Origin of the sequence: Aromatoleum evansii (genome assembly GCF_012910805.1) — a bacterium.
GTDB classification, from domain to species: Bacteria; Pseudomonadota; Gammaproteobacteria; order Burkholderiales; family Rhodocyclaceae; genus Aromatoleum; species Aromatoleum evansii.
The window spans coordinates 127,759-146,930 of record NZ_WTVK01000003.1 but is presented as its reverse complement, the minus strand read 5'-3'; the positions used below and the strand labels follow the sequence as shown (position 1 = coordinate 146,930).

Sequence of the window (19,172 nt, the reverse complement as noted above, 5' to 3'; positions counted from 1 at the left end):
GAAAGAGATCTGACCGTACCGGCAGCCATGCGACGAAAGCCTTCGGAACGACGGGCAGCTGCTTCTGAGCGAGACGCCGAGAGCGCAGTATCGCCTAACTGCTGCCAGTTGCGCCGCTGAGGTAGTTACCAGTTAGTCGACGGCATCGCTCCGACACCAGCCGGTCAGCCGATGCGATCTCCTCTGCTGGTGCGGACATTCAGGTTTTCCGGGACGACTGGCCGCTCTATGTACATACAGCTGTTGAAAATCGTGGTCTGTCCCCTGTTTTCGTATACGGCTGATGTTGCCGGCACGCCAAGCAGGCGGGTGATCGTCGGACGCTTGAGCACTGGATCGCACGCAAACAGGAAACTGTCCGGCGCCAGCGCCGCAGACCACGACGAGTGCCGATACGCCCGAGGGTCTCCTTGAGTGGAACGCTCGGCGAACCCCGCCCATCTCTCTACGATGACTACGTTCGAAGGCGACCTTCGTGGGGCAGCTCAATCACTACCGATCTCCTCTGCTGGTGCGGACATTCAGGTTTTCCGGGACGACTGGCCGCTCTATGTACATACAGCTGTTGAAAATCGTGGTCTGTCCCCTGTTTTCACGCGCGAAGGCGACCTTCGTGGGGCAGCTCAATCACTACCGATCTCCTCTGCTGGTGCGGACATTCAGGTTTTCCGGGACGACTGGCCGCTCTATGTACATACAGCTGTTGAAAATCGTGGTCTGTCCCCTGTTTTCCGATTGGCCGATTCCATCGACTCGCATAAATGAATTGTTGTGCTGCATACCAAAGGCGTATGCGTCATAATATCCCGACTTCCGTCTAGCGGTATCATTAAGACCAAGAATAGGTGTGCAGACAGATATGTCAACGACTTCCGAGAACAAGATGAATGTTGCTAGTTCAACAACGTTGCACCAGCTCATTAGTGAGGCAAGCGAGCGCTCTAGAAATGAGGCAGATACGCGGCATAAGATAATTGACTACATTCTCCACGATTACTTGCATTGGCCAAGAAACCGAGTATTCCACGAAGAAAACGTCCACGACGGATATGCGGACTTTATCCTTAAGAAATCCAATGGAGATGCTCTCCTTGTCATAGAGGCCAAGAAGGAAGGGGTCTTCTTCGAGCTTCCGATTGCATACCGCGCGGCCGAAACCTCATGCTTTGTCGGCCTCAAGAAGCTTACGAGCGACAAAAATATAGCTGCCGCCGTCACACAAGTGCGAAACTACTGCTTCGAGCTGGGCTGCGAATATGCTTGCATCACCAATGGACACGAGTGGATTTTCTTTAAGACGTTTGAAAAAGGAAAGAAGTGGGAGACCCTGCAGGCATTCGTGATTCGACGGCTGGACTTTTTTGCTGATGAAGCCACCAAGGCAGAGAACTACTTTTCATTCATCGCCGTTACGGAAAATTCCTCACTTGTTGAGCTGCTTACGAGTGCTCCACCAAAAGACCGTAGTATCTTTTCACCCAAAGAAAAAATTGTAGCCTATTCCCATGCTATCAGCGCAAACCGCTTGGCGAACACGCTAAGACCTATGGTGAAGCGGTATTTCGGAGTCATCGGAGATGATGACAAGGATTTCATGAGTAAGTGCTATGTCTCCCAAAGGGAGTATCACACTACCTTTGACGGGATGCGAACACTTATACACGATTCGCTAAGTCCCTACTTTGAAGAGTATGGGGTTCAGCAACTCGAAGATACTGGAAAGGGCGGGCGACTTGGAGGTCGTATCACGAAGAATATCAAAAACAAGAGGCCCGGTGAAGTTCTAGTTCTATTTGGTGGAAAGGGCTCGGGTAAGTCGACCTTTATCAAGCGAATACTTCACCATAACGCGCCGAGGTGGCTTAAAGATCATTCCATTTCTGCGGTTGTAGACCTCCTAAAGACTCCTGAATCACAGGACGTAATCAGGCGGGAGATCTGGGACTCACTTGTTGCGAAATTGGACCCGGAATTAATTCTCGAGTCGGATAGGGATCAATTGACATCGACTCTATTTCAAGACCGATTTGCAACTGCACGGAAACAAGACTTGGCGGGCCTTAGTGCTGCGTCAGAAGCCTACAATATTAAGCTCAATCAGCTTGTTAGGGATTGGAAGGACGACAAGGTTTATTGCGCCAAGCGTCTTGTTAGCTATTGGGCGGACCGGGGAAAAGGAGCAATTGTTGTCGTAGACAACACCGATCAGTACTGCGCCGAGATACAAGATTTCTGTTTTACCTCAGCGCAAGAGATTTCCAAACAGCTTGACTGCGTTGTCCTGGTGTCGATGCGAGAAGAGAGGTTTTATGTCTCAAAAATACACGGTGTCCTAGATGCATTTCAAAAATCGGGGTTCCACATCAGTTCCCCCAAGCCCTCGGAGGTGTTCAAGAAGCGGCTCGATTATACTGTGCGTTTGCTCGAAAACTTTCGAACAAGAGACCGCTTGCTTCCTGATATTGAAGACGGTATCGCTGTCGACTGCATCAAGTATCTAAATATACTAATCCGAGATTTCTCAAAGGACGGGTCCCCCCTAAATAGCTTCCTCACCGCATGCGCACATGGGGACATACGCCTTTCCCTGGATCTATTTAGCAGCTTTCTACTATCGGGGTACACAAATGTCGACGAGATGATCGGATCCGGGGCCTGGACATTCAAAATTCACCAGGTAATAAAGCCCGTAATGGTTCCGACCCGATACTTCTACGACGAAAAACTGAGTGACATTCCAAATATTTACCAATTAAGGTCGGCGCGACATGGTTCTCACTTTACGGGGTTACGGGTGCTGCGGAAACTCGCCAAGGGGGTTGATGTATCCTCCCCGTCCTACTTCTCCGTGCCAGAGCTGCGAAACTACTTCGCCGAGACCTTCAATATGGTTGAAGACTTCGAGCGGAACCTCGATGTTCTGTTAAAGCATGGCTTCGTAGAAGCGAACAATCGATTAGACGCATACTCAGCTGCCGTAGATTCCATAAAGATTACCAATTATGGGTTCTACATGCTAAACGAGCTCTCCTATTATTTTACATACCTCGATTTGGTTTGCACCGACTGCGGGATTTTCGATCAACAGACGTGCAATTACCTTGCAGAGGCAGCCAAGCAAGAGTACAGGTTTTTTACCCGTGGAGAGAGAATGGAGCGGATCAGGGTCAGGCTTGAGCGTGTAGATAAATTTATCGCTTATCTAAATCAAGAGGAATATGCTGAGAGGGAGTTGTATGGTTTGGGTATGCCCGAGGACGAGATGTTTAGCCACAAAGCCAAGGTGACTTTCTCTACCGAGAAGGAGACGGTCAGGAGGAGTGCGGCTAAACAGCCGCATTCACGGCAATGAATCCACAAGTTGAGAATCGCCCTGGTTGTGCCTTTGGGTTTCGATGCGCCGTATCAAAAGCGGATGCGTGAGCCGCATAGGGCAGTTGGATTAATGTCCGCTGTGGCCGACGACTTGCCTGTCGCTCTGAAGGGGAGAATTGCCGCTTCGCGCGATTGGATCTCAGTGCGAGTTCCAGAGTTCAGGTGTTGAGACCACCGACCTTGCGCGGAAGGCTCGGTCTGGCCAGCAGCGCCCCGAACCTAGACAAGTAGATCGCGAAAGCCGCCGCCCACAGCAGCGCGGCCGCGGTGATCGCGGCCGGGCGCGCTTCGGGCATCGACAGCGCGAGCCGCGCGATCGCCGCGCTGAAGACGAGCGCGCAGGCGAGGCGCATCGCGGGCGGCAGCGCGAGGGGGCGACCGGTGTGGCGAAGGCTCACGCGGGTCATCAGGCCGAGCATCATCATGCCGAGGCTGCCGACTGTGAAGGCGTGCAGCCACGCGGTGTCCGAAACGAGGCCGGTGAGCGCCGCGAGCGCCTTGAGGGCGAAGGCGAGGATCAGCCAGGCGAAGCCGAGATGCATGACGAGGAGGAGGGGGACGTCGGCCACGCGCCAGCCTTGCCAGCGGCCGACGCGCCAGGCGTGGACGAGCGTGCAGGCGAGGGCGGCGAGGCCGACCCAGCGGGCCGGCGCGCCGGCGAGATCGAGCGCGGCGAGCGCGACGACGAGGCCGACGGCGGTGATGTCGAGCCACATCCGGAACGGCGCCTGCTCCCCGCGCCCTTTTTCGCGCAGCGCGTTGCCGGTGAAGACCGGCGTCAGCACGCCGCCCTTGAGCACGTAGAGCGTGAGAATCGTATAGACGCCTCCGTGCAGGGCGACCGTGGCGACGGCCGGATTGCCTGCGCCAATGCTGAGATGAAAGGCGAGGTTCGCGGTGAAGAAGGCGGCGAGAACCGGCAGCAGCAGGAGGTAGAGGCGGTTTGTCGCCCGCAGCAGTTGCGGCGCGACGGTCGCGAACACCAGGGGAAACAGCAGGCAGTCGGCCACCGCGGCGATGCCGGTGGGCAGCAGCGGCATCCCCCAGAAGGCGAGACGGCCGGCGAGCCATGCGGCGACGGTGAGGGCGAGGCGCGTGCCGTGGATCTCCTCGGTGCCGGCCCAGCTGGGCAGCGCGGTGAGCACGATGCCGAGGATGATCGCGGTCGAGAAGCCGAAGACCATCTCGTGACCGTGCCACAGCGCCGCCGGCATGCTGCCGACCGGTCCGCTCCACCAGCCGGACCAGGCGCCGAGCCAGGCGCCCATCAGCAGCGGGGCGTACAGCGTGCCGAGCAGGAAGAAGGGGCGGAACGCGCTCACCCATAGCGCTGCGGGAAACACGCGGGATGCGGTCGCGGACATTTCGTTGGCCGTGAAATTGTTTGGACCGCTTCAGTCTAGGGGCGATACGGGTTGGAGTTTCTGTCCGGCGTCAAAGGTGGTGGTGATGAGGGTGCTTTCGTGGGCGGTGGATGGCTCGGCGGCGCGGGGAGCCGGAGGCAGGATGGCGGGATGCGCTGCGCTGCTCCCGCCCTACGAGGCCAGCGATTGCCCGATCGGCGGTCTACTTCGCCAGCGTCCAGGCGCCGTCCCTGACGGCGATGAGGACGCGGCCGCGCTCGTCGAAGCCGCTGTGGTCGGTTGCGCTCATGTTGTAGATGCCCTGGGTGCCGACGAGCTCGCGGGTCTGCTCGAGGCTGTCGCGCAGCGCGGCGCGGAACTCCTTCGTGCCGGGTTTGGCGACTTTCGCGGCGGCCGGGATCGCCTGCTGCAGCAACAGGCCGGCATCGAAGACGTTGGCGCCGAAGGTCGCGGGCTTGGTGCCATGGGCCTTCTCGTAGGCGGCGATGTAGTCGCTGGCGATCTTCTTCGACGGATGGCTGTCGGCGATCTCGGGCAGCACCAGCATCAGGCTCGCGGCGAGGATCGTGCCTTCGACCTTCTTGCCGCCGAGCTTGAGGAAGTCGGGCAGGGCGGCGCCGTGGGTCTGGTAGATCTGGCCCTTGTAGCCCTGCTCGACGAGGGTGGTCTGCGGCAGCACCGCCGGGCCGCCCGCGGCGGCGACGAGCACCGCGTCGGGTTTGGCGCTGAGGATCTTCAGGCTCTGGCCGGTGACCGACGCGTCCTGGCGCTGGAAGCGTTCGTTGGCGACGATCTTCATGCCATTCTTGTCGGCGAGCGCGGAGAACACCTTGTACCAGTTCTCGCCGTAGGGGTCGCCGACGCCGATGAAGCCGACCGTCTTCACCCCGGACTTCACCATGTGGCCGACCAGCGCCGTGGCGATGATGTCGTCGTTTTGCGTGGTCTTGAACACCCACTTCTTCTTGTCGTCCATCGGCGTCACGACCGCCGCGGTGCCGACCGGCGCGAGGAGCGGCACGCCGGCATCGGCGACGAACTGGATGACGCCCATCGCATTGGGCGAGCCGGAGGGGCCGATGATCGCGTCGACGTTCTGCTCGGAGATCAGCTTCTTCACCGCGGTGACCGACGCGGTCGGGTCGCTCGCGTCGTCGAGCGGGATGTACTCGACGCTGAGATCGCCGATCTTCGCCGGCAGCAGCGGCACGGTGTTCTTCTGCGGAATTCCGACCAGCGCGGTCGGGCCGGTCGCCGACGACACGACGCCGATCTTCACCTGGGCGAGGGCGGACTGCGACGCGAAGGCGGCCAGTGCGATCGCGAGGGTGGTGGCAGCTTTGTTCAGCTTCATCTTTCGTCTCCGTGGGTGCGGTGCTTGGGGTAGGGGCGCCTTAAGGCGTCTGGTTGTGGGGTGGGATCAGATCGTCAGCGTGCCGACGCTCGCGCCGCCGCAGACGTACAGGGTCTGGCCGGTCACGAAGCTGTTCGCGGGGTCGGCGAAGAACATCACCGCGCGGGTGACGTCGTCGGGGCGGCCGATGCGCCCGACCGGGATGTTCGCGGCGAGCTTCTGCTCGCGCTCGCTGCCGGCGGGGACGACGTCGTGGAACATGTCGGTCGCGATGGGGCCGGGGGCGACGACGTTCACGGTGATGCCGTGCGGCGCGAGTTCGAGTGCCCAGGTCCGCGCCATGCCGATCATGCCGGCCTTGGTCGCCGAATACGCGGTGCGCGTGGCAAGGCCCAGCGCGCCGCGCGAGGACATCAGCACGACGCGGCCGAAGCCGCGCGCCCGCATGCCGGGCAGCGTCGCCTGCATCAGGCTGATCGCCGCGCCGAGGTGGATCTGCGTGAGGCCGTGCAGATCGTCCTGCGTGACCTCGGGCAGCAGTTTGGGCCAGATCACGCCGGCGTTGTGGATGAGGTGGCTCACCGGGAAGTCGCGCGCGATCTCCTGCGCGGCGGCTTCGGTCGCGGCGGCATCGAGGAGGTCGACCTGGAAGTTCGTCAGCCGCGGGTGCGTCCAGTCGGCGGCGCGGCGCGCGACGGAAACCACCTCGTAGCCCTCGTCCAGCATGCGTCGGCAGATATCGGCGCCGATGCCGGCGCTGCCGCCGGTGACGATCGCGACACGTCTTTCGCTCATCGTCATGTCCTCAGGTGCGCGGGGTCAGCGCGAGCACGCGCAGCGGGCTGCCGGAGCCGTTGCGGATCTTCAGCGGCGCGGCGAGGATCAGCGCGCCCTGGGGCGGCAGCTGGTCGAGATTCGTGAGGCACTGCAGGCCGTAGCGGTTGTTGCCGTGCATGAAGTAGTGGCACGGGTAGGGCGGGTTGAGGTGATGCGCCTGGCCGGCGTCGGTGCCGATCGATTCGGTGCCGAAGCCGTGCACGTTGCGTTCGCGGATCAGCCAGGGCACGACCTCGGCGTCGGGGCCCGGCGAATGCGCGCCGTCCTCGGCCATGTTCAGGTATTCCTTCGCGCCGCTGCGCTTGGACCAATCGGTGCGCAGCAGTACCCACGAGCGCTCGGGGATGCGGCCGTGCTGCGCCTCCCATGCCAGCACGAAGTCGATCGTGAGGAGGAAATCGGGATCCTTCGCGGCCTCGGCGGAGACGTCGATGACGCAGGCGGCGGCGATGAAGTTCTCGACCGGGATCGAGTCGACGGCGTTGTTCGGCTGGTCCTTGCCGGTGACCCAATGCACCGGGGCATCGAAGTGCGTGCCGGTATGTTCGGAACACGAGAAGTTGTTCCAGTACCAGGCCGGACCGCGCTCGTCGTAGCGCGAGATCTCCTCGATGCGGAAGGGCCAGGCCTGGCCGAGTTCCGGCGGCAGGACGATGGTCGGGAATTCCGGGGTCAGGGTTTGCGTGAGGTCGACGAGTCGGATGCGGCCGGACAGCAGCTCGGCCATGAACTGCGCAAGGATGGCGGTGCTCACGTGGAGGTCTCCTTCGGTGGGTGGGGTGCCCTTACGGGTCTGTCGTTGTGTGTTGCGGCGCAATCAGCCGCCTAGTTCGCGTTCGACGGCCTTGTGGTTGTCGCGCAGGCGCGCCCGCAGCTCCTCGGCGACGTCGCCGACGTAGAGGTCCTCGACGCCGTCGCGCAGCCCGCGGACGACGGCGGCGGCGACCGCGGACGGCGCGAGCTTCGGGGGCGGCGTCAGCTGCTCCCATTCGTCGTCGATGGGGCCGGGGAAGACGTTCATGACCCGTATGCCGGCGCCGCCGAACTCGGCACGCAGGGTCAGGGCGGCGGACAGGGCGGCGGCCTTCGAGGCCGACCATGCGCCGCGCGCGGGCAGGGCCGCGAGCGCGTGGATCGACAGCAGGTTCACCCACGCGACCGCGCCGTGCGTGCCGTCGGCCGCGCGGAAGCACATCGTCGGGCCGAAAGCCTGCGCGAGCCGCATCAGGCCGAGCACGTTGACGTCGAAGGCGTCGCGCGCGAGCCCGACGTCGCGCGCGTGCATGACCCCGCCGTCGCGCAGGTGGTCGGCGGTGTTGATGAGGATCTCGACCTTGGCGCCGATCGACGCGGCGAGCCGGTCGACCGAGTCGGTGTCGGTGACGTCGAGCGCGACCGGCTCGATGCGCGGATCGGAGGCTACAAAGGCGTCGAACCCGGCATCGGCCTTCCAGGTCGCCGGATCGCCGACGAACACGGTTGCGGCGCCTGCGTCGAGCGAGGCCTTGACCATCGCGCGGCCGAGCGTGGAGCGTCCGTCGGTGACGAGCACGCGGCGGTGCTTCGGGTCGCAATGCGTCTCGCGCAGTTGGGGAGAATCGTTCATGTTCGGGGTGTCCTCCGCGGGCAGGGCGTGCAGCACGGCCTGGCCGCTACGGTCGAGTTTCAGGGCGAGGCGCACGCGGCTGGCTTCCTGGCAGTCTTCATGCACGTGCGCGACCGCCGAGGGGCCGGCATCCATCTTCACGGTGCCGACGCGCCACGGCAGGCGTTCGCGGAAATAGGCATCGTTGCTGTGGCGCAAGGTCGTCGTCGCGATCAGCGCGCCGCCGTTGGCGACTTCGCGCCAGTCGAGCCGTTCGGACAGGCAGCTGCCGCAGACTTCGCGCGGCGGGTATTGCACCGCGCCGCAGTCGGCGCAGGCCTGCATCTCGAAGCGCCCTTCGGCGGCGGCGCGGGCGAGGCCGAGCGCGGCCCGGCTGCGCGATGCGGGCGGCAGCGTGGGCAGGCGCGTGCGCGCGACGGGGTTCTTCCGTTTCGGTTTCGGTGCGGCGTCGGTCACTGGACTAGGCTCCATTCCTTGAAGCTTGTCGGGCACGCAGAACGTAGGGCGGGAGGAGCGAAGCGCATCCCGCCGGACGAACGTCGGGGATCGTCAAACGCCGTTCTGGCGGGATACGCTGGCGCTCCTCCCGCCCTACGGAAACCATGGCTCGGGTGGCAGACCAGCCGCTCGAACGGGGCGCGATCGTCATCGATTCTCATGCCGTCCCCCGTTCCAGCAGCGCCGCGCCGGAGCACAGGCCGCGGTCGTAGTTGATCATGCCGAAACCGGACACGAGGCCGATGCGCGCGTCCGCGACCTGCATGGCGCCGGCGGCGTTCGTGAGCTGGCGCAGCGCCTGCACGAGCCCGAGGTAGCCCCCCGCAGCGCCCGCCTGGCCGACCGAGAGCTGCCCGCCGGAGGTGTTGAACGGGAAGGAGCCGTCGATGGTGAAGCCGTGCTCGCGCACGAAGGCGGGTGCTTCGCCCTTCGCGCAGAAGCCGAGGTCCTCGAACTGCAGCATATTGATCACGGGGTAGTCGTCGTAGGTTTCGATGAAGTCGACGTCCGCGGGCGAGACCCCCGCGTGCTCGTACAGCGCATCGCGGTCCATCGCCCAGCCGCCGCGGAACTGGATCGGGTCGTCGGGGTAGGCGTTGTGGCGCTCGATGGTCGAGCGGATGCGCACGCCCGGCAGTTTCAGGGCGCGTGCCCGTTCCTCGGTCATGACGAGAAAGCCTTCGGCGCCGGCGCAGGGCATCACGCAGTCGAAGAGATGGATCGGATCGGTGATCGGCCGCGCGTCGAGGTATTGCGCGAGCGTCAGGGGTTTCCTCATCAGCGCATGCGGGTTCCGCAGCGCGTTGTCGCGCTGCGCGACGCAGAGCTTGCCGAAGTCCTCGCGCGTGGCGCCGTACTGCCGCATGTAGTGGTCGGTGAGCAGCGCGAAGCTCGCGTTCGGCCCGCCGGCGCCGTAGGGATAGACGGCGTCCTGCGCGAAGCGCGAGAACTGGCTGACGGTGTGGCGGAAGGAGTCGACATGGTTGGTGTCGCCGGCGATGCACGCGATGACTTCGGCGTCCCCGGCCTGCACCGCGCGCGCCGCGCGCCGCAGCGCCACGACGCCGGACGCGCCTCCCATCGGGATGTGGTCGAGCCAGCGCGGGCTCATGCCGAGGTGCTGCATCAGACCGACCGCGGTGTCGGGGCCGAGCGTGAAGCTGGAGACGCACACGCCGTCGATGTCGGCCTTGGCGATGCCCGACTCGCGGATCAGCGCAGCGAGGGCGCGGCCGAGCCACCAGTGTGCGGCGTGGGTCGAGTAGCGCGCATAGGGCACGGTGACGGGCATCGCGGCGACGACGCCGTCGTAGGCGAGGCGTCGGCTCATGTCGCGGTCTCCTGGCGCTTCTTCAGCGCGCAGGTGTCGACGCACTCGGGCGCGCCGACGAGCGTTGGCGCCAGCGCCTTCAGTTCGCCGCGCTGGATCTTGTTCGTTGCCGTCAGCGGCAGGCTGTCGACGAAGGCGACATGGCCCGGCGCCTTGTAGTACGCCAGTTCGCCGAGCGTCCAGCGCACGAGTTCCTCGGCGGCGGCCTCCATCGCGCGGCGGTCGGCGAGCGGCTGCTGCGGCACGATGCAGGCCATGACTTCGTCGCCGCGCACCGGGTCGGGAACCGCGGCAACGGCGACGGCCTTCACGAGCGGATGCTGCTGCAGCACGCTCTCGACTTCGACCGCGGCGATGTTCTCGCCGCTGCGGCGGATGACGTTCTTTTTGCGGTCGACGAAATGCAGGTGGCCGTCGGCGTCGCGGCGGACGACGTCGCCGGTGTGGAACCAGCCGCCGGCCCAGGCTTCCGCGGTCGCGGCCTCGTCCTTCAGGTAGCCGGCGAGGAAGCCGTAGCGCGGATCGTCGCCGGCGTGGCGCACGAGGAGTTCGCCGGGTTCGTCGATGCCGGCGTCGCTTCCGTGTTCGGTCGCGATGCGGACTTCGACGTCGGACGCCTCCTTGCCGAAGCAGCTCGTGCCGACCTTGCGCGGCTCATGGTTCGCGATGATCACCGCGCCGGCGCCGGTTTCGGTCATCGCCCAGGCTTCGAGCAGCGGGAAGCCGAAGCGCTGCTCGAACGCCGCATGCAGCGTGCGATCGACGCCCGCGCCGAAGCCGAAGCGCACGGAATGGGCGCGGTCTTCGGGCGAGGCGTCGGCCTTCATGAGCATCGCCGGCATGACGCCGAGGTAGTGCACGACGCTCGCGCGGGCCTCCCTGATGTTGGCCCACCAGCGCTTGGGGTGGAAGCGGTCGAGGGGGACGAGGCAGCCGCCGGTCATGATCATGGCCATCGCGGAATACGCCATCGCGTTCATATGCACCAGCGGCAGCGGCGTGATCATGCGCTCTTCGCCGGGCATGAGGCGCGCGAGGCCGCCGATGTTGGCGTACCAGCGGCCGGCGTGCAGGAAGTAGCGGTTCGGCAGCATGCAGCCCTTGGGCCGGCCGGTGGTGCCGGAGGTGTAGAGCAGGGCGCATTCGGTGAGTTCGTCCGGCGCCGTGCCCGCGAGTGGCGCGGGGAAGGCGGTGGGCGGCGGCGTGTCGCCGTCGCTCATGATGCGCAGCGGCCGGCCGGCGCGTTCGGCTGCGGCGGCGAGATCGGCGTGGCGTTGCGGCAGCGCGACGGCGAGGGCGATTTCGGAGTGGCCGATGAGGTATTCGAGTTCGGCGGCGCGCAGGTCGGCGTTGATGGGGACGACGGAGACGCCGAGGGCGTTGAGGGCGAACCAGTGCAGGAAGAAGGCCGGGCGGTTTTCGAGCAGCAGGCCGACGCGGTGGCCGGGGCCGTAGCCGGCGGCAGCGTAGGCGTCGCGGAGCGCGGCGATGCGCTGTGCGGCGTCGCGGTAGGCGAGTTCGCCGGGGGCGATGCCGTAAGCCGCGGCGGTGTCGGGCAGGATGCACAGGAAGGGGCGTTCGCCCCGTTGCCCGGCGGCCGCGGTGAATGCGTCGAAGACGGTGGCGGTCATGAAGGGGCTCACGAGGGGCTCACATGAAGAGCTGGATGTTGCCGAACGCGGCGTCGCAATTGACGAGGTCGACGCGCTTGAGGCGGATCTTCAGCGCGCCTGCGTCTTCGACGAGGTGGTGCGTGGTCCAGCCGGCGAAGAGGGTCTGCTGGTCCTGGCGGGTTTCGACGTAGTGGAAAGCGGTGCGCACGATGTGTTCGCCGCCGGGGTCGGACGATTCGACGGTCGGCGCTTGCAGGAGGTGGTGGCAGCGGCTTTTCGGTTGTTGCGAGAAGGTGCGCTGGCCGGCGAGGCGTTCGACGCGCACGCGCAGCAGGAGTTTGTCTTCGTACATCAGCGAGGTGTGGAGGCGGGGGTCGGTCTGGCCGTGGGCCAGCGGCATCCAGTAGTGGCCGTCGTCGGTGAACAGGTCGAGCCAGTCCTCGAAGCGTTGCTCGTCGAGGAGACGGGCTTCGGCGTAGATGAAGTCGGTGAGGGTCTTGTGGGTGATGTCGAGGGTGGTCATTGGCTTGTTCCTCGTTCTGTTTGCGCTGTCTTCTTCGGGGCGAGGGCGTGGGTGCCGCTAATCGGGCCGGTCGGGGTATTTGCTCCGCGGGCTGCGGAACTCGCTTCGGGCCGCTCCCGCGGCCCTCGCTCAGACAGTCCTCGCCCGCTCCGCAAACACCCCGACCGTCCCTTGCTGTCGGGGTTAGTTGCGGTTGGCTCTACATGCTTTCGGTCATGAACTTCGCCCATGCGCGGAACTGGTTGCGCATCTGCCACTCGTTCGTGCCGTTCGTCGCGACGTTCTTCTGTTCTTTCTCGGCGGGGTCGAACAGCCTTGCGACGTTGATCCAGTTGCGGCCGCGCGATTGCAGGGCTTCCTGGGCGCGTTCGTACATTTCCAGGTCGTCGTGGCCGACGACGGAGGTCGGGGCGTTGATCAGGCGGTTGTACATGAGCGTGCGTTCGAGCAGCAGGTCGGGCGCGCCGACGAGGCGGAAGGTCCAGGATTCGACGAGGGTTTTGTTCGCGGCGATCGGCTTGAACAGGCGCAGCGTCTGGATCGGGCCCTTGACCATGATGTTCGGGAAATAGACGGTGTTGTGCCGCGTGTCGCCGAGGATCGCCTTCGCGCGCTCCTCGCCGTAGGCGGCGACCATCTGTTCCCAGTAGCCGGGGGCGGGCGAATAGGCGGCGTGGATCGAGTCGGCGACGCCGGTGTGGCCGTGGCCGTTTTCCCACACGCGGATGCCCATGTTCTCGAAGAACTCGTAGGACGAGACGAAGGGCGCGAACAGTTCGACCGCCATCGGCTTGGGCGTGCCTTCGGGCGCTTCCTGCCACACCTTCACCGCGGTGCCGGCGGAGGATTCGTGCGCGACCATCGGGTGGCAGGTGTCTGTCTGGTTGTCGACGAGCATCTTCCAGTTGCAGTTGTGCATGTAGCGCAGAACGCCGCCGGCGACTTCGAGGCGGCCTTCGGGCGAGCGGTCGACCATGTTGTCGATGGTCGACAAGGACTCGCCGAAGTAGTCCTCGAACGCGATGCCTTGCGGGTTGAGCCGGCAGAACACGAAGTCGCGGTAGACCTTCACGTTCTCGACCGCGGCCATGCCGTGCTTGGCCTCGCAGGACTCGAAGCCGGTGTTCTCGTAGCCTTTCTTCAGCGGCATCGCGAGGAGGCTGCCGTCGGTCTTGAAGGTCCAGGCGTGGTAGGGGCAGCGGAAGAATTTTCCGGTGTTGCCGCAGGTCTCGCCGGCGACCTTGACGCCTTTGTGCGGGCAGCGGTTGTACAGCACGCGGATCGAGTCGTCGGTGTGGCGCACCATCACCACCGGTTCGGTGCCGACGGTCGTCGTGTAGAAGTCGCCCTTGTTCGGCACCTGGCTGGCGTGGCCGACATACACCCAGGTGTTGGCGAAGAGGTGCTCCATTTCGAGCGCGAAGACTTCCTCGTCGATGTAGGTGTCCTTGTGCACTTCGAGGTCGCGCACCAGCGCGCGCACGGCGTCGGGGTTGCCCGTGTAGCGTTCCATCGTCTCCTCCTGCGAGTTTTCTCGTCTGTGGTCGTTCAGAGATCGAGCACCAGCCGCGCGCTCTTCGCACGCGAGATGCAGATCTGGATCAGCTTTCCTGCGGCCTTCTCCGAGTCCGTCAGGAAGTAGTCGCGGTGGTCCGGCACGCCTTCGAGGACGGTCGCCGTGCACACGCCGCATTCGCCGCGCTTGCAGTCGAACATCGGGTCGCAGCCGACTTCTTCCATGACTTCTACGATGGTCTTGTCGGCGGGGACCGTCAGGATGCGGCCTGATTGGCGCAGTTCCAGTTCGAAGGGCTGGTCGCCCGCGACCGGCGCCGCGGTGGCGAAGAGTTCGAAATGCACGTGGTCGGCGGTCCAGCCGCGCGCCTTGGCGCCGTCGATGGTCGCGTCGATCATGCCTTTGGGGCCGCACACGTAGAGGTGCGGGGATTCGCCGCGCGCAGGCTTCACCGATTCGAGCAGCGCGCCGACGTCGAGCCGGGTCGCGGGGTCGTCGTCGGCGTGCAGCACGAGCGCGTCGCCGGCCAGCGTCGCGAGTTCGTCGACGAAGGCGAGCTGGTCGCGGCTGCGGCCGCTGTAGTGCAGCACGAAGGGGCGCCCGGCCGCCTTCAGCGCCGCCGCCATCGAGGCGACGGGCGTGATGCCGATGCCGCCCGCGAGGAGCACGATCGGGGCCTCGCCGGGGGCCGGAGCGTGCAGCGCGAAGTCGTTCTTCGGACCGGTCACCGTGATGCGGTCGCCCGCCTTCAGCGCGTGCATGAAGTGCGAACCGCCCCGGCTGGCGTCCTCGATGCGCACGCCGAGGCGATAGCGCGTCGGGCGGTCGAAGGCCGCCGCGTCGGGCGCCAGCTCGATCAGCGAATAGCAGCGCGGCTCGGCGAGCCCCGGCACCGCGATCTGCAGGTGTGCGCCGGCGCTGAAGCCGGGCAGGGCGGCGCCATCGGGCGCGGCGAGTTCGAACGCGCGGATCAGCGGGGTTTCCGTGGTGACGGCGCGGACTTCAAGTTCGAATGTGCGCATGGGAACGCTCCTCGATAGGATCACGGCTCAGGCCGCGACGCGGGGGGTGTCGATTCGTGCGCGGCCGCCTGCGGGAGGCGTGGCGGGAGCGCGCAGCAGCTGAGCGAGCTGTGCGTCGAGCGCCTTGCCTTCCTCGTCGGCGAGCGCGGCGTCGCGCAAGGATTTCAGCGTTGCCGCGGCCTCGGGTTGGCCGAGCAGTTCGTCGGCGGCCTGCATCAGCCGCGCGAAGCGGCGATCGCCGCGGTCGTGCGTGCCGCTGTAGCCCTTGATGAGACGCCGGCAGGCGAGCACCTCGACGGCGAGGGCATAGTCGGTCGCGACGATGCGGGTCGTGCGGGCGAGCCAGTCGTCGATGTGCGCCGTCTCGATCGCGTGGCGCAGCGTGCCGCGGCGGATGCGGCGCAGGCCGGCAATGCAGTACAGCCCGACGAACCACGTCAGTGTGCCGGTTTTCACCCGCCGGCCATGCTCGACCCGGCGGCGGATGAAGCCGCCGAACGTCTTGGAGTTCTCCAGCCAGCGACCGAGCCGCAGCGGCAGCGTGCCGCAGATCTCTTCCAGCCGCGGGTGCATGAACTCGGTCGTGTAGACGAGCTGGTCGCTTTTCGCGCCGACTTCGCTGCGCACGCGCTCGAAGCGGCTGCCACGCGTTTTCAGGTCGGCGACGCGGATCATGTCGTCGTAGCTCATCGCGACCGCGACGTAACGGGCCGCCGCCTGCGTCAGCGCCCAGTCGCGCGCGTCGCCGCCGGCCTGCGCGTCGAGCGTACGGAAGCCCTGCAGCGTGCGCAGGTAGTCCTCGGCGTACGCGACGTCCTGGTAGTCGATCAGCCGGCGCACGCCCGCGACGAGCAGCGGCTGTGTGGCCTGCGGGAACTGCTTCACCGTGTCGAGCAGCACCTGCACGCGCGGATGCGCCGCGCTCGCAGGCACGTCGGGCAGCGGGCGCGAGGTGTCGATGCGCGCGGGCGCGGCAGGGGCCTGGGCCGCGGCGTCGAAACCGAGCGCGAACGCCTTCAGGCTCGCCTCGACGCCGACGCCGCCGTGGCGGATCGTCGCTTCGAACGCGTCGCGGGCGAACGGCAGCACGCCGGCCCCGGCGATCGCACCGAACAGGCTCGCCGAGATCACGCTGCCGGCGCGCTCGGCCATCTGCTGCAGGTCGAAGCACAGCAAGCGCCGGGCCGCTTCGCGCCCTGCATCGAGGACCTTGTTGGGATCGGCGATGCCGTTGCCCGGCGCCGCCTTCTCCGCGACCGCGTAGCTGCGGTGGGTGGAGGCGATCAGGGTCGTGCGCTCCGGAGTCACCAAGCCGCGCTGCATCGCGCGGCCGGCTTCCATCAGCTCTGCGGCGACGACGAGGTCGACGTCGCCCGGCGTGGGCATCATCGCGAGCACCGGCGGACGCCCGGCGGCGTGCGCGGCCGCCTCGGGCAGCAGCTCGACGTAGTAGATCGTCGCCCCGGTGCGCTGCGCCACGCCCGGCACCGAGGTCGTCTGCGCCCACCAGCCGCCCGCTTCGGCCATCTCGACGATCCAGTCGGCGAGCACGCCGCCGCCCTGGCCGCCCATCGCGAGAATCGCGATCTTGATCGGCGTGCCGGAATGAAGGGTCACTTGGCTCATCGGAGTCCTCACAGCGCGTGGCGTGCGAGCCGCGCCGCGCGGCGCCGCTGCAGCCAGCCGATGACCGCGCCGCGCACGCGCGCCTTGATGCGGTCGGCCGCGGTCGGGTTGTGGATGATGTCGGCGCGATAGAAGGACGGGCACAGCACCGCGGCCTCGGCGACTTCGCCGCAGTTGCCGCAGCCGACGCAACTGTTGTCGACGTTCGCCACCGGGTCCTCCTTCAAGGGGTCGCCGCTGTCCTTTACCGACAGTGACGGGCAACCCGACAAGCGAATGCAGGCATGATCGCCGCTGCACACGTCCGGATCGACGCCGAAGCGCTCCTTGACGACCCGCTCGCCGGCCTTCACCGCCTTGTTGAATAGCGGCCTCACGCGCCGCTGCTTGTTCAGCATGCATTCGGACTGAGCGATGATGACCTTTGGGCCGTCGGTGCTCGTCGTCAGCGCCTCCTCGAGCGTGTCGCGCAGGCGGGCGACATCGTAGGTGCGGTCGATGGTGCGCACCCACTTGACGCCGGCGCCGCGGATTGCCGCCTCGATCGGATGCTTGGTCGCGCGGTTCGGGTTGTCGGCGCGCGAGGACGGGATGTCCTGCCCGCCGGTCGCCGACGAGTAGAAGTTGTCGACGATGACGATGACGCCGTCGTTTTTGTTGAACACCGCGTTGGCGATGCCACTCGTGAGGCCGTTGTGCCAGAAGCCGCCGTCGCCCATCACCGAGATCGAACGCTTGCCCGACTTCACGTTGAACGCCGAGCTCGACGCCGCGCCGAGCCCGTAGCCCATCGTCGTCGCGCCGAGGTTGAACGGCGGCAGGATGGAAAACAGGTGGCAGCCGATGTCGCACGAGATGTGATGCTCGCCGAGATCGGCCTGTGCGAGCTTCATCGCCGCGAAGATCGGCCGCTCGGGGCAGCCGGTGCAGAAGCCCGCGGGCCGCGGCGGCACGACCGCGGCAAGATCGCGGACTTTCGGATGGAAGGTGATCGGCACCGCTGCGGGGGCCTGCGCCGGCACCGCGGCGGACGATTCGAGTGCGCGCGGCGCGTGGGTCGTCAGGAAGGCTTCGATGCCGTCGCGCATGACCTGCGTCGTGTATTCGCCGGCCATCGGCAGCACGTCCTTGCCGCACAGCGCCGTCGTCACGCCCGCCCGGCGAAGGATGGTGTTGAGGTTCTGTTCGATGTAGTCGGGCTGGCCTTCCTCGAGCAGCAGCACCGCGCGCTTGTCCTTGCAGAAGGCGAGCACCTCGTCGTCGATGACGGGGTAGGTCACGTTCATCACGTACAGCGGGATGCGGCTGTTGCCGAACGCATCGGCGAGGCCGAGCAGCTGCAGCGCGCGGACCACGCCGTTGTAGAGGCCGCCCTGCAGGATCAGGCCGAGGTCGGCGTGGGTGTCGTCGCCGTCGAAGAATTCGTTGAGCTTCCGCTCGCGGATGAACTGCACGGCGGCGGGCCAGCGGTCGCGGACCTTCTCGTGCTCGTGCGCGAACGAGGCGGGCGGCAGCACGATGCGGTTGGTGTCGCGGCGCGGGTTTTCGAGCGCTTCGGCGAGGCTGAACGCGGGCCGGCAGTTCTCGCGCGTGATGAAGCGGCCATGCACATGGCACGAGCGGATGCGCATCTCCAGCATCACGGGCGTGTTGCTCGCCTCCGACAGTTCGAAGCCGTCCTCGACCGCCTTGACGATGGATTCGAGATTGGGGCGCGGGTCGAGCAACCACATCTGCGACTTCATCGCGAACGCGTGCGACCGCTCCTGCATGATCGACGAGCCTTCGCCGTAGTCCTCGCCGATGATCACCAGCGCGCCGCCGGTGACGCCGCCCGACGCGAGGTTGGCGAGCGCATCGGACGCGACGTTGGTGCCGACCGTGGACTTCCACGTGACCGCGCCGCGGATCGGGTACATCACCGACGCGGCAAGCGTCGCTGCGGCGGTGGCCTCGGACGCGCTCGCCTCGAAATGCACGCCGAGCTCGTCGAGGATCTCCTTCGCGTCGGCGAGCACGTCCATCAGGTGCGAGATCGGCGAGCCCTGGTAGCCGGCGACGTAGCCGACGCCGGACTGCAGTAGCGCCTTGGTGACGGCCAGGATGCCTTCGCCGCGGAACTCGCTGCCGGCCGGCAGCCGAAGCTGCTCGACTTCCTTCGCGAACGAGCGCTCAGCCATGACACGGCTGTCCAGCGCTGGGGATGCGGGCGTCGCCGCACGGCCGTACTGAACGGCGCACGAGCGACGGCCTGACTGTTGGGGTCGGGGCCATCTTGTCTCCTCCGGTTTTCACCCGGTCCGGCGTCGCGTTGCCTTGATGCCGTCCGAAGCTTTGTTGTGGAATTTACTTTAGGTATGAAGCTTTCCGTTGTCAATGAAAATATGAAAATTCATGGAAAACGGAAAATTCCGTGACAGGGCGGGGATTTGCGCGATGCAGAAAACGCGGCGTTGGCGCGGAAAGGGTGCAGGAATGCACCGCACATGTGCAGGATCCACGGCGAGC

The 19,172-nt window shown here is 65.6% G+C and carries 14 protein-coding genes; 2 read left to right on the top strand and 12 right to left on the bottom strand.

What is annotated here, in order from left to right:
* The first annotated feature begins 450 nt into the window (after positions 1 to 450).
* Both GO615_RS02545 and GO615_RS02540 read left to right on the top strand, forming a co-directional pair.
* Complete coding sequence (locus GO615_RS02545) at positions 451 to 765, top strand: hypothetical protein (RefSeq protein WP_169125472.1); 315 nt, start codon at positions 451 to 453, stop codon at positions 763 to 765.
* Between the two features lie 94 nt (positions 766 to 859).
* Positions 860 to 3,352 (top strand): type I restriction endonuclease, encoded by a 2,493-nt coding sequence (locus GO615_RS02540; protein WP_211166920.1) that lies wholly within the window; start codon positions 860 to 862, stop codon positions 3,350 to 3,352.
* 181 nt (positions 3,353 to 3,533) lie between these two features.
* On the opposite strand, the gene GO615_RS02535 is transcribed toward GO615_RS02540, so the two are convergent.
* From GO615_RS02535 to GO615_RS02480, 12 genes are all read right to left on the bottom strand, one after another.
* The gene (locus GO615_RS02535; protein WP_169125471.1) at positions 3,534 to 4,739 is read right to left on the bottom strand and encodes an NnrS family protein; all 1,206 of its coding nucleotides are present in this window, start codon (positions 4,737 to 4,739) and stop codon (positions 3,534 to 3,536) included.
* Between the two features lie 202 nt (positions 4,740 to 4,941).
* Positions 4,942 to 6,093, bottom strand: a complete 1,152-nt coding sequence (locus tag GO615_RS02530) for an ABC transporter substrate-binding protein (RefSeq protein WP_169125470.1) — start codon at positions 6,091 to 6,093, stop codon at positions 4,942 to 4,944.
* A gap of 66 nt (positions 6,094 to 6,159) precedes the next feature.
* Complete coding sequence (locus GO615_RS02525; protein WP_169125469.1) at positions 6,160 to 6,888, bottom strand: SDR family NAD(P)-dependent oxidoreductase; 729 nt, start codon at positions 6,886 to 6,888, stop codon at positions 6,160 to 6,162.
* 10 nt (positions 6,889 to 6,898) lie between these two features.
* Positions 6,899 to 7,684: a cyclase family protein gene (locus GO615_RS02520; RefSeq protein WP_169125468.1), complete on the bottom strand. Its 786-nt coding sequence runs from the start codon at positions 7,682 to 7,684 to the stop codon at positions 6,899 to 6,901.
* 63 nt (positions 7,685 to 7,747) lie between these two features.
* Positions 7,748 to 8,992: an SDR family NAD(P)-dependent oxidoreductase gene (locus GO615_RS02515; RefSeq protein ID WP_169125467.1), complete on the bottom strand. Its 1,245-nt coding sequence runs from the start codon at positions 8,990 to 8,992 to the stop codon at positions 7,748 to 7,750.
* A 199-nt stretch (positions 8,993 to 9,191) separates the two neighbouring features.
* Complete coding sequence (locus tag GO615_RS02510) at positions 9,192 to 10,364, bottom strand: thiolase family protein (protein ID WP_169125466.1); 1,173 nt, start codon at positions 10,362 to 10,364, stop codon at positions 9,192 to 9,194.
* A complete protein-coding gene (locus GO615_RS02505; protein ID WP_169125465.1) occupies positions 10,361 to 11,995 on the bottom strand; it encodes an AMP-binding protein in 1,635 nt (544 codons plus the stop codon). The genes GO615_RS02510 and GO615_RS02505 overlap by 4 nt, the downstream gene beginning before the upstream one ends.
* A 19-nt stretch (positions 11,996 to 12,014) precedes the next feature.
* On the bottom strand, positions 12,015 to 12,500 hold the full coding sequence (locus GO615_RS02500) for an aromatic-ring-hydroxylating dioxygenase subunit beta (protein ID WP_169125464.1): 486 nt from the start codon (positions 12,498 to 12,500) through the stop codon (positions 12,015 to 12,017).
* 199 nt (positions 12,501 to 12,699) lie between these two features.
* Positions 12,700 to 14,013 (bottom strand): aromatic ring-hydroxylating dioxygenase subunit alpha, encoded by a 1,314-nt coding sequence (locus tag GO615_RS02495; RefSeq protein ID WP_169125463.1) that lies wholly within the window; start codon positions 14,011 to 14,013, stop codon positions 12,700 to 12,702.
* 35 nt (positions 14,014 to 14,048) lie between these two features.
* Positions 14,049 to 15,038 carry a PDR/VanB family oxidoreductase gene (locus GO615_RS02490; RefSeq protein WP_169125462.1) on the bottom strand — a complete coding sequence of 330 codons (990 nt, stop codon included), beginning with the start codon at positions 15,036 to 15,038 and terminating at the stop codon, positions 14,049 to 14,051.
* 27 nt (positions 15,039 to 15,065) lie between these two features.
* Positions 15,066 to 16,664, bottom strand: a complete 1,599-nt coding sequence (locus GO615_RS02485) for an indolepyruvate oxidoreductase subunit beta family protein (protein WP_169125461.1) — start codon at positions 16,662 to 16,664, stop codon at positions 15,066 to 15,068.
* An 8-nt stretch (positions 16,665 to 16,672) separates the two neighbouring features.
* Positions 16,673 to 18,844, bottom strand: coding sequence for a ferredoxin family protein (locus tag GO615_RS02480; RefSeq protein WP_169125460.1), 2,172 nt, complete (start codon positions 18,842 to 18,844; stop codon positions 16,673 to 16,675).
* Positions 18,845 to 19,172: the final 328 nt, after the last annotated feature.